Genomic DNA, 14249 nt, shown 5'->3' on the forward strand with positions numbered 1-14249 from the left:
TCGTGAATGGCATTCTTACACGGTCGCTTAAGGAGATAGATACATGGCTGCCGGATTGTCACGCCGTGATTTCATCAAGTTGGGTACGTTTGCAGGCATATCCGTTCTCTTTGCGCGTCTTCCCACTGCTTATGCACTGGAGGTGCAGTCGGGCCCGACAACTGCGGACTGGCTCGACGCCAAGGGCAAAGCGCGCCATCGCTGGGACGCCATACGTAAAGTGACGGGCGGGAAAACCTTTGCTCGCGATTATCGCGCGCGCGATATTCCTGGCTGGACGAAGGATCAGGCGCACGCTTTCTTCATCAAGGCGACGAAAGCCGACCGTACATTCGAAGGGCTGGACTTGTCGTTGCTGGGAAAGGAACTCCAGCCTGACCGTCTAGTGATGCATGAGGATTTGGAGCGGGACGGCATTCGCATTCCGCAAGTGTCGGATCTGGCGGAGGTGTTTTTTGGCAAGAATTTCCTCGTCCCGAAGGGCGAAACACCGCCTTTGCTCGGCCATCCGGTGGCGCTGCTTGTTTACGACGATTTCGAACGTTTCGAGCTGGCGAAGCGTCTGCTGCGCTTTGAAACGGATGTCGTCCGTTATGGCACCAAAACCGGCCCAAAGCCGCCGCAGAATTTCGGCGCGGCACGCTATGTGAGTATTGGCGGAGAAACCCCGACATCGCCGTCTGTTTATTCATCCTTTCAGGATGCGACGATCTACGGCAATTTCAATGGCAACGAGGTCGTCTGGCCGGATGAAAGCAAGACAGGCCTTTTCGTTCCGCGCTCCGTGCAGACCAGGAACCGGGGTGGTGGCGCGCGCGATCCTGAACAGGTGGCGCGAGAGACTTACGAGCCCATGCGCCGGGGCATGAATGCGGCGCGCCAACTCGGCGCAGAGATTGACGCAGCGCGGCAGAACCCGGCTAAGATTGTTCTTGACCGCAAGGCCTTCTCCCAGTCGGTCGATCCTTCGGCGCTGGAAGCGGACAATGGCAATGCATGGTACGATGCGAAAACGCGGACACTGCATATCATTGCCGCCGTGCAATCGCCTTACGACGCGGCGCGGTTCGCAGCCATGATCGTCAAGGGCAACAAGACTTTTCCGGTGGATGAGATCAAGCTCCAATCCGGCACGACGGTTGGCTATGGCTCGAAGGACCATTCGATTTTCCCGCTTTATTGCGTGATGGCGGCTTTTTACGGCGGTGGCGAAGCCGTGCGTCTGGCCAATGACCGCTATGAGCAGTTCCAGATGGGCCTCAAACGACATTCGTTCCAGATGGATGTCTCGCTTGTCGCGGACCGCAAAACGGGCCAGTTCGAAATCATGAAAGGCCACTATGTCGCCAATGGCGGCGGACGGGCCAACTATTCCTTCTCCGTCGCGCAAGTCGCCGCAACGGCGGCGCAATCGATCTATTATCTGCCAAAATCGGTTTTCAGCTCGGTCGCGCTGGCGAGCCAGGCTGTGGAGGCAGGTTCCATGCGCGGCTATGGCGCGCTTCAGGTCATGTCTGTGACCGAACTTGTGGTCGACGAGCTGGCAAATGAGCTCGCCATAGACGCCATCGAGCTTCGCAGACGCAATGCCACCAAGGCGGGTTACCTGAACACGCAAGGCGCCCAACCGCTTGGCGATCCGCGCAACATCGAAATGCTCGACAAGGCGGCCAGTAACCCTCTGTGGGTCAATCGCGACCAAGCCAAGAAGGCTTATGACGCGGCGCATCCGGGACGCCTTTACGGTATCGGCTTTGCGCAGGTGCAGAAGGATTACGGCACGGGGGCGGACACCTCCGCGCTTGCGCTGGAATTCGATGCGCAGGGGCGGCTGACCATGCGGCATTGCGTGCAGGAGATCGGCACCGGAGCGACAACGGCGCAACAGGTTCTGGTGCGCGACATCATCGGCAAAGTGCCGGATGACGTGGAATTCGGTGTGACGGATTTTCCGCAGCTTCCGATTACCAGTACCGGTTCACCCTATACCATGACGCAGGCGCAGCAGGACGAAGCCGCGAAGAACCCTTTCTGGGTGCCTGCCACTTTGCCTGCGATGAGCGCCTCCAACAGCGCCTATTTTCTGAGCTTTGGCACCCGGCAGGCCGCGCAGTTCCTGCTGGAAAACACCATCTGGCCTGCAGCACGGGCCATCTGGAGCGAAGGGCCAGCCGACGGACAAATATCGGCTGGCGACGTCACTTTCGCCGACATTCGTATTGTTCCAGGCGGTGTGGGCGGCGGCAGCATGGAAACGCTTTCCTTTGAACGCATCGCCCGAAAGGCGCACGAACTGGGCTTGATCACAGGGGTGGCGCTTCATTGTTTCAGCCGCTGGCAATGGGCGACCGCACAGTTCACCGTTCCCGGCGCAGGCATGCGCGAGCTTCCCGTCGACGCTTTGGCGGTCCGGTATGGCGAAGGCGCTTCCGCTGAGGCGAAACGACGGATGACCACAGGCGGTTATGAATATATCAAACGCAACAAGGCCAACTTCCCGCCGGTACAGCGCGTCAATGCGGGCGTGACAACCTATGCGCCAGCGTCCTGCATTGTGGAGCTGAACGTCAACACCTTTACCGGGGCGGTTGAGATCATGCAGCATCACAGCATTCTCGATCCCGGCAAGATTATCGTGCCGGAGCTGGTATCTGGCCAGCAGCAGGGTGGCCTCGCCATGGGTATCGGTCACGCGCTTATGGAGGAACTGCCGCTTTACGATGATGGTCCGGGCGATGGAACATGGAATTTCAATCGCTACACATTGCCAAGGTCGAAAGACGTGGCCGTATGGAAACAAAGCGCGGACTATCTGACGCCGCTTTCCGACACCTCGCCGCCAAAGGGCATTGCCGAGGTCGTGACGATCCCAATCATTCCGGCCATTGGAAACGCCATAGCGCATGCCACCGGCAAGCGCTTCTATGAATTTCCGATCACGCCTGAAAAGATCAAGCGGGAACTTAGTTAGGATAGCTTCGACAAGTTGGTAGAGCACTGAGTGGTTCGTATGCGCCGTTCCGTGGCGCACATTACGAATTGCTGCACCGGCGAAGAACTATCCAACTCTGCATCGTTCTTTGGCGAAGTTGGAAGGATGGAAGTTCCCCTCTCACCGGCAACGGGCAGTCGCTTTTCGAGGAAAACGCAGTAGTATGGCTATGATAATCATGGACTCCGTTGCTTCTTGCCGGATTTAATCAACGCTGGAGCGATACTTACGAACTCCCACTTTCTGTCGTCTTGACAGTTTTCCATTTCCGGCTCTACCTTGAATTCACGCTCAAGCTTAATGCTGAAGCGAGGGGAGGAATTCATGACTAAAGGTTCACTATTGAATGGGCTGGGTCTAGGTTCAATTTCGCGACGCCAGTTTCTAACGACCAGCGCGGCTGGAGCAGGGGCTCTGCTTTTGCCGTCCTTACCGTCTTTTGCAGCGGACAAACCCAAAGTTGGTCTTGTCATGAAGTCGCTCGCAAACGAGTTTTTCAAGCAAATGCAGGCTGGTGCTGAAGAATATGCGGCCAAGAATACAGATAAGTTCAGTTTTGCTGCTGTTGGCATGAAAGACGAGCGTGATTTTGCCGCCCAGGTCGATGCGGTGGAAAACTTCATCACGCAGCAGTTCAATGTAATCGTTCTGGCGCCCGCCGATTCCAAGGCTATGGTCACACCGGTGAAGAAGGCGCTGGAAGCTGGCATCAAGGTCATCAATATCGACGTTGCGCTTGATGAAGAGGCGAAGAAGCAGGCCGGTGTCGATCTGGCCTTTTTCGGTCCCGACAATCGCGAAGGCGCAAAACTGTCCGGCATGGCGCTTGCCAAAGAATTGGGCAAGGGCGGCAAGGTGGTTATCCTGGAAGGCAATCCAGAGGCCGATAATGCCAAGGAGCGCAAGAAGGGGTTTGACGATGCTGTAGCCGAAGGCGGCTTGACGCTGCTGGATTCCAAAACCGCACATTGGGAAACGGAAGAAGCCAACACGCTTATGACGAATTTCCTCACACAATATCAGGATATTCAAGGCGTTATGGCAGCCAATGACTCGATGGCGCTCGGCGTGGTAAAGGCGCTTGATGCTGCAGGCAAGGCGGGCCAGATCAAGGTCGTTGGTTTCGACAATATTCCCGCCGTCCAGCCTCTGATCAAGGACGGCAAGATGCTGGCTACGATCGACCAGTTCGGCGCTCAGATGGCGGCGATGGGGATCGATTATGGCCTGAAGGAACTGGCCGGTGAAAAATTCTCCGGTTGGGTCAAAACGGATATCAAGCTGATTACCGCGAAGGACCTCTAGGAACTCGCAAGATAGCGAGGCCGCATAGGACGCGCTCCTTTGCGGCCTTCCGTTACTCCGGCAGGCAGGAACAGCGATGCAGTCAGCCGACGCGATCTTGAAGCTTGAAAATGTCGGCAAAATCTTTCCGGGCGTGATCGCCTTGGACGGTATCAATCTGCAACTGCTGCGCGGCGAAACGCATATCATTCTTGGTGAGAACGGGGCTGGCAAGTCAACGCTCATCAAATTGCTTGCGGGGATATATCAGCCAGATACAGGCGAGATTTTCCTGAATGACCAGCCATATCGGCCCAAGACGCCACATGATGCGCAAGTTCAGGGCATCCGCATCGTGCATCAGGAACTCAACCTGCTTCCACCCCTTTCCGTAGCGGAAAACCTGATGCTGGAGAGCCTCCCACGGCGTTACGGCATCATGGATCGGGCTGCGCTAAACCGACGGGCTGCGGAGTTGCTGGACCAGGTCGGGCTAGCGATAGACCCCCGCACGCTGGTCTCCGAATTGGGGGTCGCGCAAATGCAGTTGGTCGAAATTGCAAAGGCGCTTGGCTACGATAGCAAACTGCTGGTCCTTGATGAGCCAACGGCGACGTTAACCCCGCCTGAAATTGAGCGGCTCTTTGCTATTATCAAGAGATTGAAGGCCAAGGGCGTGACTATAATTTATATCTCGCACCGCCTGCATGAAGTCTTTGAAATTGGCGACCGGGTCACAGTTCTGCGCAACGGTCGTCTCGTTGAAACGCGCGCATTTGAGGGGCTGAGCGTGCCCCATCTGGTCCGTATGATGATCGGTCGGGATATTGCAGATGAATATAGCTTCGATCCAACGATCGTACCGGGCTCAGTGGCCTTGGAGGTTGAGAACGTTACGCGCGTGACACAAACTAAAAAGGTCTCCTTTTCAGTGCGCCAGGGTGAAATTCTTGGGGTGGCGGGTCTGGTTGGATCGGGTCGAACCGAAATCATGCGCGCAATCTTTGGTGCCGATCCAAAAGGTGGGGGCCACATCCGCGTGAATGGCAAGCGAGTGAATATTCGCAATCCCAAAGATGCAGTCAGAAATGGACTCGGTTTCCTGACCGAAGATCGTAAGGGGCAGGGGCTGATGCTCGATATGCCCGTAGACATAAACGCGACGATCACGGATTTGAAGAAAATCTCCCAAGGCGGATTGCTGGACAAAAGCGAGGAAAAGAAATCCGTTACGGAACTGGTCGAACGGTTGCGGATCAAAACAGCTTCCATCGGCACATCGGTACGCAATTTGTCCGGTGGCAACCAGCAAAAGGTGGTGCTAGCAAAATGGCTTTTTCGCGGTTCCTCAACGTTGATATTGGATGAGCCCACGCGCGGCGTCGATGTCGGCGCCAGACGCGAGATCTATCAATTACTCTGGATGCTGGCCGCTCACCGGAAAGCCATCATCATGGTGTCTTCGGATTTGCCTGAACTCATTGGCATGTGCCACCGTATTATCGTGTTCTCCAACGGCAAGCTGGTAGGAGAACTGCCTCGGTCGCAATTTGATCAGGAGCGTATTCTCTCGCTGGCCTATCAGGAGCATGTTCAATGACAGCTAAGCCGTCTGTGCCCGAGAAAGCTGCAGTGGCTGACCAACAGAAGTTGAAACGCTTCTTACTGCGCGATGCTGGTGTTTTTCTAGCTCTTCTATTGATCACACTGGTATTTTCCTTCACCGCGCCTTATTTCGCCACGCCGGGCAACGCGTTGAAGATATTCGTCCAGATCGCCATCAATACGGTTCTTGCAGCGGGTATGACTTTCGTCATCTTGACCGGCGGCATTGATCTATCCGTTGGCTCGGTGCTGGCGCTTTGCACGGTGATCGGCGCGCTCATCATGACATCAGGTCTGGAACCCGGGTTGTCGATACCGCTTGCCGCGCTGGCTTGCATCGCAGTTGGAGGACTTTGCGGTTACATAAACGGAAAAGTGTCGACGTTCTGGAAGATACCATCCTTCATTGTCACGCTTGGCATGTTGAACATTGCCGCTGGCGCGGCGCGGGTGGTGTCCAACAATTCAACCATTACCGGACTGCCACAGGGCTTCGTCGATTTCGGTAACCTGATTATCGGCGGTTTTCTGCCCTCGATCTTTCTGGTGGCAGTGGCGGTCATTTTTGTGGGCTGGTTCATCCTGCGATTTACCGTTTTCGGGCGCATGATCTACGCTGTTGGGGCCAATGATGAGGCCGTCCGTCTATCGGGGCATAATCCCGACACGTATAAAATTGCTGTTTTTGTCATTTCGGGCGTCACCGCCGGTATCGCCGCAATCGTCTATCTGTTGCGTTTGAATATTGGCAGCCCGATCGCCGGTATCGGCTATGAACTGAATGCGATTGCGGCAGTCATTATTGGTGGGACGAGCCTTTTTGGGGGGAAGGGCTCCATCGTCGGTACGCTCGCAGGCGCGTGTATTCTACAAGTTCTGGCGACGGGCCTGCAATTGCTTGGCATCGGCGATAATTACAAGCCGATCATCATCGGTGCGGTGATCATACTTGCTGTGATTGTCGATACCTATCGCGAAAGACTGCTGCGGCGCATCCATTGATACGCCGCCCAACGCGGCAAGAAACCTATCCGCGAAAAGGAAGAGCTGGCGCCCGCTCAAGGGTGGGCGCCGCCTTCATTTAACGAAATCGGGCTCTTCGTCCGGCTTTCCCATAAGCCGATACCGAAAAGAACCGTGGTTGTGAGCCATCCAAGCGTTAGAAGATCGGCACTCTGAGCGAAAAGCGCAATGAGAGCCATCAAAACGACACCCCCGAGATGGGAAAGGGGGAGGCGACCATAAACGACATATTTATAGATCGAACTGCCGATCAGATAGATAGCGGGGCCGACGGCGATGACGACAATTTGCGCCAGACTGGCATGGCCGGCGGGATGCTCCATGGCAAGATCGTTACCCACCGCACTAACGATGATACCGAATATCAGTATGGCGTGAACGTAGTGGAAATAGGCGCCGATCTTCCCAGGATCACGGGCATGCGTGATGCGGGCCGTTGCATCCTTGCCGGATGTGCCGAAATAGAGCCACCACATGGCAATCGTGCCGAGGAAAGTCGCGAGCATGGCGGACAGTTCAGCGGCGTTCCAGTTTTCTGCGCCTGCAAGCGTGGCTCCCGTCGCCAGCAGACTTTCACCCAGCGCCACGATTACAAAGAGCTGACAACGCTCGGCGAGATGCCCGCCTTCAATCGTCCAATCGCTGACGCGTGAGCGACCCATTCCCGGCAAGGCAAATCCGATCATGGGTGAAACATATTCGCAAAGCACTGCCACGATCCAAAGTGCGAGCCTCGCCTCGCCTTCTGCAAAGGCTCCGCCGATCCAGAAGCAGGCTGAAATCGCAAGCCAACCCAGCATGCGGCGATAATTGGCCGCCAGCGGGTGATCACTCCCCAATTGCCACACGATAAACCCTGTTCGCCCCAGTTGCATCGTGACATAGCACCCGGCGAATATCAGACCGCCTTCGCCAAAAGCGTCAGGGATCGAGGCTGCCATGACCAACGCCAGCGCCATGCAGACGAACAGAACAAAGCGTAATTTTGGCTGTTCGGGATTAAACCAGTTGGTGACCCAGCAAGTATATTGCCAGCCGAGCCAAACCGCGAACCATAGCACGAGTGTTTCAAGCGCGCTCCACGCAGTCAGATGATGAAGCAGCGTATGGCTGAGCTGCGTGACTGCGAAAACATAAACGAGATCGAAGAAGAGCTCTTCATAGGTAACATGCGCGTGATGACCGTCTCGCAGCCGCAAGAGGGGATGAACTAATTGGCTCATGGATTAATCCTTGGTGTGAAGAGCATCAGATAATAAGTGCCGAAAGCTTGCGGACAATGGGAAGAATCGTCGGCGGGCCTCCTTGAGAAGTACTGGGATGCTGATTCTGGAACTGATCATGCGCCGTCGGTCGGAGGGTCCTCCTCATCAAATCTGGCCGAAGACGAGAAAAATGCGAGGTGAGCAATCTCATTGCTGTTTACCGTCAATAGAGACAAGACCGTCTTCTACTCTTTGAAAACGGTGCCGGAACGCTCGACCTTATCTCAGCTTGTACAGAGCTGGAATACTTAAGACAGTGCTTATCAGATGATGATACGGTTACATAACCGCCAAACGGGTGTATCGGCAGGCCTGTTCGAGTAGCATATGGGATCGAGGGGATAAGCAGCGACGTGGATAAGCAAACGGTTGCCAATGCACCGCTGGAGCCAAAGCGAGAAGAATCCTAAAACCATGCAGTGTTTTTCCGATACGAATGGCTTCAGGCATTCGTCGCGCAAATAGACATACCCGTCTGCCTTCATCGGGTCGCACCCATGCCCAGTTTAATGAGCCGGTCGAATTGTCACTGCGTTGCTGCAACAAGCCGTCTGCAGGCGCTGACTAGGTCAGGTTCCGATAGCAAAGCGCCTCCAACGAGATACATGACATCGTTGCCGTAGACCTCGCGCATTTCCGGGATGCGAGCGAAAGTCATGCCCCCACCGGGTGCCGCGACGATGGCCTCTGGACCGCCCATATCGACGGCGCAGGCTTTTGCAATCGACAGGCATTCTTCGCGTGTAAAGCCGAAGCGGCCACCGAAATTTGGATAGACCACTGCGTCGGCACCCATCAGGCGGTGCAACGTGCCAAAAAAGGCGCGGTGCGAGAAGCCACAATCGGGTGAGACGACATTGGCACCGGAAAAGGCGGGATGCGAGACGATTGGCAAGGAAAAGTCCGGATCTGCCGCAAGGGTACGCACGACGTCGTAGCCTGCGAGCGCCGGAGCGATCATGATCCCACCCGCGCCCCATTCTTGAGCCTGTTTTGCTCGCTCTATGATGGCAGTTGCCGGGCCTGTGATGTTGGGAACGAAGCTCGTGCGACCGCCGCTCTTCACATTCGCCTCGCCAACGGATTCGACGCAGGCCTTCAGCCGCTCCTCAAAGGGTGCACTCTTCTGGTTGACGAGGCCGTGATCGTCCTTGACAAAATGCATGCCGCCCAGCGCAAAATCATGAGCGAGACGGGCAAGAGTTACGGTTGAAAGACCGACCGGCTTGATGGCCGACATCAGCAATGGCTGTTGACCGACACCGGCCCGGGCCCGCAATCCATTGATGCCGTGGCGCGGTCCCTTGCATAGATCGAGCAAACCCGGCGACAAGCCAATGTCTTCTACCTTGATGCCCGGCTTGATGGAGCTGTTGCCGAAGACGATGTTGAGGAACTGCAGGAAGTCCCCGCCGACATCATCTTCCGAATAGGAGATTGCGGCGAGAAATCCCGGCCTGCCTTCAGGGGCCCTATTAAGGCTTTCCAGTCGACCGAGTATCTCGTCTTCAACATAACCTTTCGGCACGACGTTGCGCGGGATTTCCACGGTCTGTTCCAGTGCGATTTCAAGCGCCCGCGCGCGGGCTTCCATTTCGTCAGCAGCGCGCAATAAATAGGTGACCGTAAAGCGCGCCGCCATCAGAGGGCCTCGGCCTTTTGTGCGGAATGCACATGATCGAGCCGAATTTCTGCCAACTCTTCTTGGCCGATGGCGAGCTTCTTGCCGACAAGCCCTTCAATTGCCGAAACCAGCGCCCCCGCATCGAGACCATACTTCTTCATGAGATATGGCTTCGAAGCGCCATGGGCAAAAGTGTCGTTAAGACCGAGACGCTTTAGGCGGATGCCCAGCCCCTCTTCTGCGAGGATTTCTGCGACCAGAGATCCGAGTCCGCCGACGATGGTGTGATTTTCCAGCGTGACGATGCCTTTTTTACCGCGTGCGGCTTTCAGAAGGCCATCCCTATCGAATGGCTTCAGTGTCGAGGCGTGAAGATGGTGTATGCCGACACCACGCGCGGCGATCGGACCAGTGGCCCGCAGCGCTTCTTCGGTACATACGCCGGAAGAGACGACGAGAATGTCTTCACCTTCCGAAAGCGTACGCAGTTTGTTGAACACAAAGGGCGTCGAAAATAGACGCGGCACTTCCCCGCGCAGGATACGCACATAGACCGGGCCGTCAATGCTATCGGCGACTTCCAGCACGGTCTCGACTTCCGTCGCATCGCCGGTTTCAAGGATCGTCATATTCGGTACCGCGCGCAATACGGCAATATCTTCGATTGCCTGATGCGTTATGCCGCCCGGCGTTGTGATACCGGGAAGGAACCCCATCAGCCGGACCTTGCGGTTGGAATAGGCGATCGAGTTGATCAGCTGGTCATAGGGACGGCGATAGAGAAATACCGAGAAGGTATGAATGAAAGGCCGGTAACCCTGCATGGCGAGGCCGCCAGCAAAGGACAACATGTTCTGTTCGGCCATGCCAAGAGTGAGAAACTGCTCTGGATGCCGGTCGCGAAAACCGTCGACCTCGCAGGACGAGGTGAGGTCAGCCGAAAGGCACAAAACTTCCGGACGCGCGGTTGCGAAGGCTTCGAAAGCCGTGGCATAGGGGCGGTTGACGATTTCGACCATGGTCAGGCCCCTTCCATCGCAGTGAGATCGATGCCGAGTTCGGCGGCAAGTGCCGTCTGCATTTCCAGCCTCTCTTCCGCGCTTTTGAATCGGACATAGTGCAGGCGCGGGAAACGCTTCTTCAGGAAATCCATGCCCTGGTAAGGCGAAGTGTTGGCGAGGATGACGAGAGGCTTGCCAGCCTCTGCGCTTTCAGCGGCATCACGCAGCGCACCCAGATCATGGCCATCCGCCGAACGGCAGGTGACGCCGAACGATGCGACACGGGTCGCGAGATCGCCGAGGTCAAGTACGGAAGACATGGCGCCGTCGCATTGTTGGTGGTTCACGTCGACGATGACGCGGATGTTGTCGATCTTATGATAGCTCATTGCCGCGAGACATTCCCAGGTCTGGCCTTCCTGGAATTCGCCGTCGGACATATAGACCCAGACTTTGCCGGGTTCCTTTTTCCGCAGTCGCGCCCAGGCGACGCCAGACGCCATGGAAAGTCCCTGCGCCAGCGAACCGGTGGTCACTTCCATGCCGGGGCTATGCTCTGCGCCGATCATTTCGACCGAGCCACCGTCCTTGTTGAAGTGGTCGAGTGCATGTTCGTCCATCCGCCCCGTCTCGATCAGCGCGGAATAGATGACCAGTGCATAATGGGCGGGCGAAATGAAGAAGCGGTCGAAGCTCGAACCGACGGGCCCATGATATCCGGCACCCGTGAAGGCATCCGGATTGTGGGCCGAGGGTACGCCACGGAAAGGCAACGGCACTTTCGGTAGGGTCGGTTCGCCGAGTGTCAACAGCTCATTATAGAGCAGCGCAAGGCTTTCGGCGGCGGAACAGGCCTGGCTCAGATAGCCGCCATTATTCTTCATTGTATGGAAGAAGACGCGTCGACGAATACCGAGTGCAATATCCTCGGTGGATTTTTGGTTGGTCAAAGCCATCGTCTCAGCTCCTTTCCGGGAAGAGCGCTTTCAGGCCTTCGGGTGATGGCGTCGCGATGCCACGCTCCGTGATGAGACCCGTAATAAGGCGCGCGGGCGTGACGTCGAAAGCGGGATTGGCTGCGGGGCTACCTTCCGGCGAGATGCGGACGCTCGCAATGGAGCCATCGGCTGCGCGGCCCTGGACGAAGCTCACTTCGTCGGCTGTCCGCTCCTCGATGGGGATTTCCTTGACGCCGTCATGCACCGTCCAGTCGATGGTCGGTGAGGGGAGCGCGACATAGAAGGGTACGTCGTTGTCACGCGCTGCAAGCGCCTTCAGGTAGGTGCCGATCTTGTTGCAGACATCGCCGTTTGCCGTGGTGCGATCCGTGCCGACGATCACCATGTCGATATCGCCGTGCTGCATCAGATGCCCTCCGGCATTGTCGACGATCAGTGTGTGTGGCACGCCATGGCCGTTCATTTCCCAGGCCGTCAGATAAGCGCCCTGATTGCGTGGACGCGTCTCATCGACATAGACGTGGACCGGGATTCCTTCCTCGACGGCCATATAGATCGGTGCGGTCGCAGTGCCATAATCGACGGTAGCAAGCCAGCCAGCGTTGCAATGAGTAAGGATGCGCACGGGCTCTCCCGGCTTCTTCTTTGCGGCAATCTTGCGGATGACATCGAGGCCGTTCGCGCCGATTGCGCGATTGAGCTCGACATCTTCATCGGCGATCTCGGCTGCGCGCTTATAAGCAGCATCCGCACGTTCAGCTTCTGGTAAAGGGCGCAGAAATTCACGCATTGCATTCAGCGCCCAGCGCAGGTTGATGGCGGTCGGGCGCGTCTCGTTGAGCTCTTCCCAGACGGCATCGAGATGTGCGTTGGATGAATCTTTCGCCATGGCGATGGCGACGCCATAGGCAGCCGTGACACCGATCAGTGGCGCGCCACGCACCCACATGTCGCGGATAGCGTCGGCCACATCGGCGACGGTTTTCAGCGTTACCACACGGAACTCATGCGGCAGCCAGCGCTGGTCAATAATGTCAACAGAGCGACCGTCTTCGTTCAGCCAGATCGTATGGTAGTGGCGTTCTCCGACTTTCACGCAAGGATCTCCTTTTCAAGCCGCTCCACTGTCTCCCGGATATCCCGAAGACTATGGATGCGTTGCCGGTTGACGGCGAGGTGACGCCCGAACTTCAACGCCTTGCTCTCGCAAGAGGCGCGGCGGTCGGGGTCGGTGATGGTTTCGAAATCGGCATTGTGAGCAAGGCCCAGGATGCGGCGGTGGGTTTCGATACCGGCAAACCCAAGCATTTCGTGCCATATCTCATTAATGACGATGTTGAGCGCCTGTTCGGCGGCAAGCGGGTCTTGGCGATCTTCGAAAAGACTTGCCTGATAGAGGATACCCTTCCGCTCGGTCCGCCACAGATCGGCGAATTCGACGCGGAACGTTTCCCAAAGCGTGTCGATCGTATCCAGCAGATAAGCGCGCATACTGTCGCGAGCGCCGGGGGCGGTCTCATGACCGGCCTGGGAAAAATAGCTCATCCAGAAATTGGCGATCAGCATACCGACGTCGAAGCTGATCGGACCGTAAAAGGCAAATTCAGGATCAATGACACGCGTCTCGTCGTCGGTCACCATGACCGAACCGGTATGCAGATCACCATGGCAGAGTGTCTCAGCCTTGGCGCAGAAGAGGTGCTTCAACCGCTGCGCTTCAACCTTGAGTTCGCGGTCTGCACGCAGTTCCGCTACGATTGGATTGAGTTGCGGCGTGGTGTGGTGATTGAGCTTGGCCTCGAAATATGGATCGGAGAAGACAAGGTTTTCCGTGATATCGCAAAGCTCGACATTGTCGGAGAACAGGGCGACATCCGCCTTCTTTTCGCGCGTCGCCATGGAAAGATCGGAACCACGGAAGAGGGTACGAGCAACGAATAGGCCGAGATCACGACCGATCTTGGGAAGCTCGCGACCGTCGATCAATGCGCGGCGCAAAATGATGTGCGGCGTTAGAAACTCCATGACGATGACGGCCTGCGCTTCGTCAAAGAACAGGATTTCCGGCACCATGCCAGGATCACGTGCGCCCTGACGCTTGAGCGCATGATATTCAAAAAATGAGCGCTTCAGTGGAAGCGGCCAGCTTTCGCCGACGAGGCGCACATAGGGCAACGCCTGCTTGACGATCACGGCCCCGGTCTCGCCCGTGACGATGAAGACGAGATTGAGGTTACCGTCGCCGACTTCTCTGATGGTCCAGCGCGACGAATCGCTTCCGACCTTCTCTTTGAGGGCGGCATTGCCCCCAAGTCGAACCGGCAATGTATCTGTACTCAGCGCCTCGAAGACGTGGCTGTCCATATTGCTCTCCTCCTGCGCATGGCCGCCTCCACCATGCGTCTCCATGCCGTCTTTCCGACAGCTAAGGCATCATTCTGTCAAATGTCAATGGCCTTGACATTTGATGGAAGCCTATCTTAACGTGGCGTCATT

Annotated in this window: 11 protein-coding genes; 5 read left to right on the plus strand and 6 right to left on the minus strand. The window is 56.6% G+C overall.

What is annotated here, in order from left to right:
• Positions 1-43 precede the first annotated feature (43 nt).
• The 4 genes from JAU75_RS21300 to JAU75_RS21315 all read left to right on the plus strand — a co-directional run bounded on the left by JAU75_RS21300 (position 44) and on the right by JAU75_RS21315 (position 6883).
• Positions 44-2971: a molybdopterin cofactor-binding domain-containing protein gene (locus tag JAU75_RS21300; protein ID WP_199058505.1), complete on the plus strand. Its 2928-nt coding sequence runs from the start codon at positions 44-46 to the stop codon at positions 2969-2971.
• A 345-nt stretch (positions 2972-3316) separates the two neighbouring features.
• The gene (locus JAU75_RS21305) at positions 3317-4297 is read left to right on the plus strand and encodes a sugar ABC transporter substrate-binding protein (RefSeq protein WP_199058506.1); all 981 of its coding nucleotides are present in this window, start codon (positions 3317-3319) and stop codon (positions 4295-4297) included.
• Positions 4298-4373: 76 nt separating this feature from the next.
• Positions 4374-5876 (plus strand): sugar ABC transporter ATP-binding protein, encoded by a 1503-nt coding sequence (locus JAU75_RS21310; protein ID WP_199058507.1) that lies wholly within the window; start codon positions 4374-4376, stop codon positions 5874-5876.
• The gene (locus JAU75_RS21315; protein WP_199058508.1) at positions 5873-6883 is read left to right on the plus strand and encodes an ABC transporter permease; all 1011 of its coding nucleotides are present in this window, start codon (positions 5873-5875) and stop codon (positions 6881-6883) included. The genes JAU75_RS21310 and JAU75_RS21315 overlap by 4 nt, the downstream gene beginning before the upstream one ends.
• A gap of 56 nt (positions 6884-6939) precedes the next feature.
• Here JAU75_RS21315 and JAU75_RS21320 read toward each other — a convergent pair whose 3' ends face one another.
• A complete protein-coding gene (locus tag JAU75_RS21320; RefSeq protein ID WP_199058509.1) occupies positions 6940-8127 on the minus strand; it encodes a low temperature requirement protein A in 1188 nt (395 codons plus the stop codon).
• Between the two features lie 568 nt (positions 8128-8695).
• Positions 8696-9502, minus strand: coding sequence for a RuBisCO large subunit C-terminal-like domain-containing protein (locus JAU75_RS21325; RefSeq protein WP_371836225.1), 807 nt, complete (start codon positions 9500-9502; stop codon positions 8696-8698).
• A 124-nt stretch (positions 9503-9626) separates the two neighbouring features.
• Here JAU75_RS21325 and JAU75_RS24310 point away from each other — a divergent pair, with 124 nt between their 5' ends.
• Entirely contained in the window at positions 9627-9686 is a 60-nt protein-coding gene (locus JAU75_RS24310) for a hypothetical protein (protein ID WP_371836226.1), read from the plus strand.
• Positions 9687-9810: 124 nt separating this feature from the next.
• Here JAU75_RS24310 and JAU75_RS21330 read toward each other — a convergent pair whose 3' ends face one another.
• From JAU75_RS21330 to mtnK, 4 genes are read right to left on the minus strand one after another with little or no spacing between them, the layout of a single operon-like run.
• Positions 9811-10812: a transketolase C-terminal domain-containing protein gene (locus JAU75_RS21330; RefSeq protein ID WP_199058511.1), complete on the minus strand. Its 1002-nt coding sequence runs from the start codon at positions 10810-10812 to the stop codon at positions 9811-9813.
• 2 nt (positions 10813-10814) lie between these two features.
• Positions 10815-11750 (minus strand): 1-deoxy-D-xylulose-5-phosphate synthase N-terminal domain-containing protein, encoded by a 936-nt coding sequence (locus JAU75_RS21335; protein WP_199058512.1) that lies wholly within the window; start codon positions 11748-11750, stop codon positions 10815-10817.
• 4 nt (positions 11751-11754) lie between these two features.
• Positions 11755-12849 carry an S-methyl-5-thioribose-1-phosphate isomerase gene (gene mtnA / locus JAU75_RS21340; protein ID WP_199058513.1) on the minus strand — a complete coding sequence of 365 codons (1095 nt, stop codon included), beginning with the start codon at positions 12847-12849 and terminating at the stop codon, positions 11755-11757.
• Positions 12846-14117, minus strand: a complete 1272-nt coding sequence (gene mtnK, locus JAU75_RS21345; protein ID WP_199058550.1) for an S-methyl-5-thioribose kinase — start codon at positions 14115-14117, stop codon at positions 12846-12848. Before mtnK ends, mtnA begins: the two co-directional genes overlap by 4 nt.
• Between the last annotated feature and the right edge of the window lie 132 nt (positions 14118-14249).

Origin of the sequence: Ochrobactrum sp. Q0168, from assembly GCF_016427605.1 — a bacterium.
Taxonomy (GTDB): Bacteria; Pseudomonadota; Alphaproteobacteria; order Rhizobiales; family Rhizobiaceae; genus Brucella.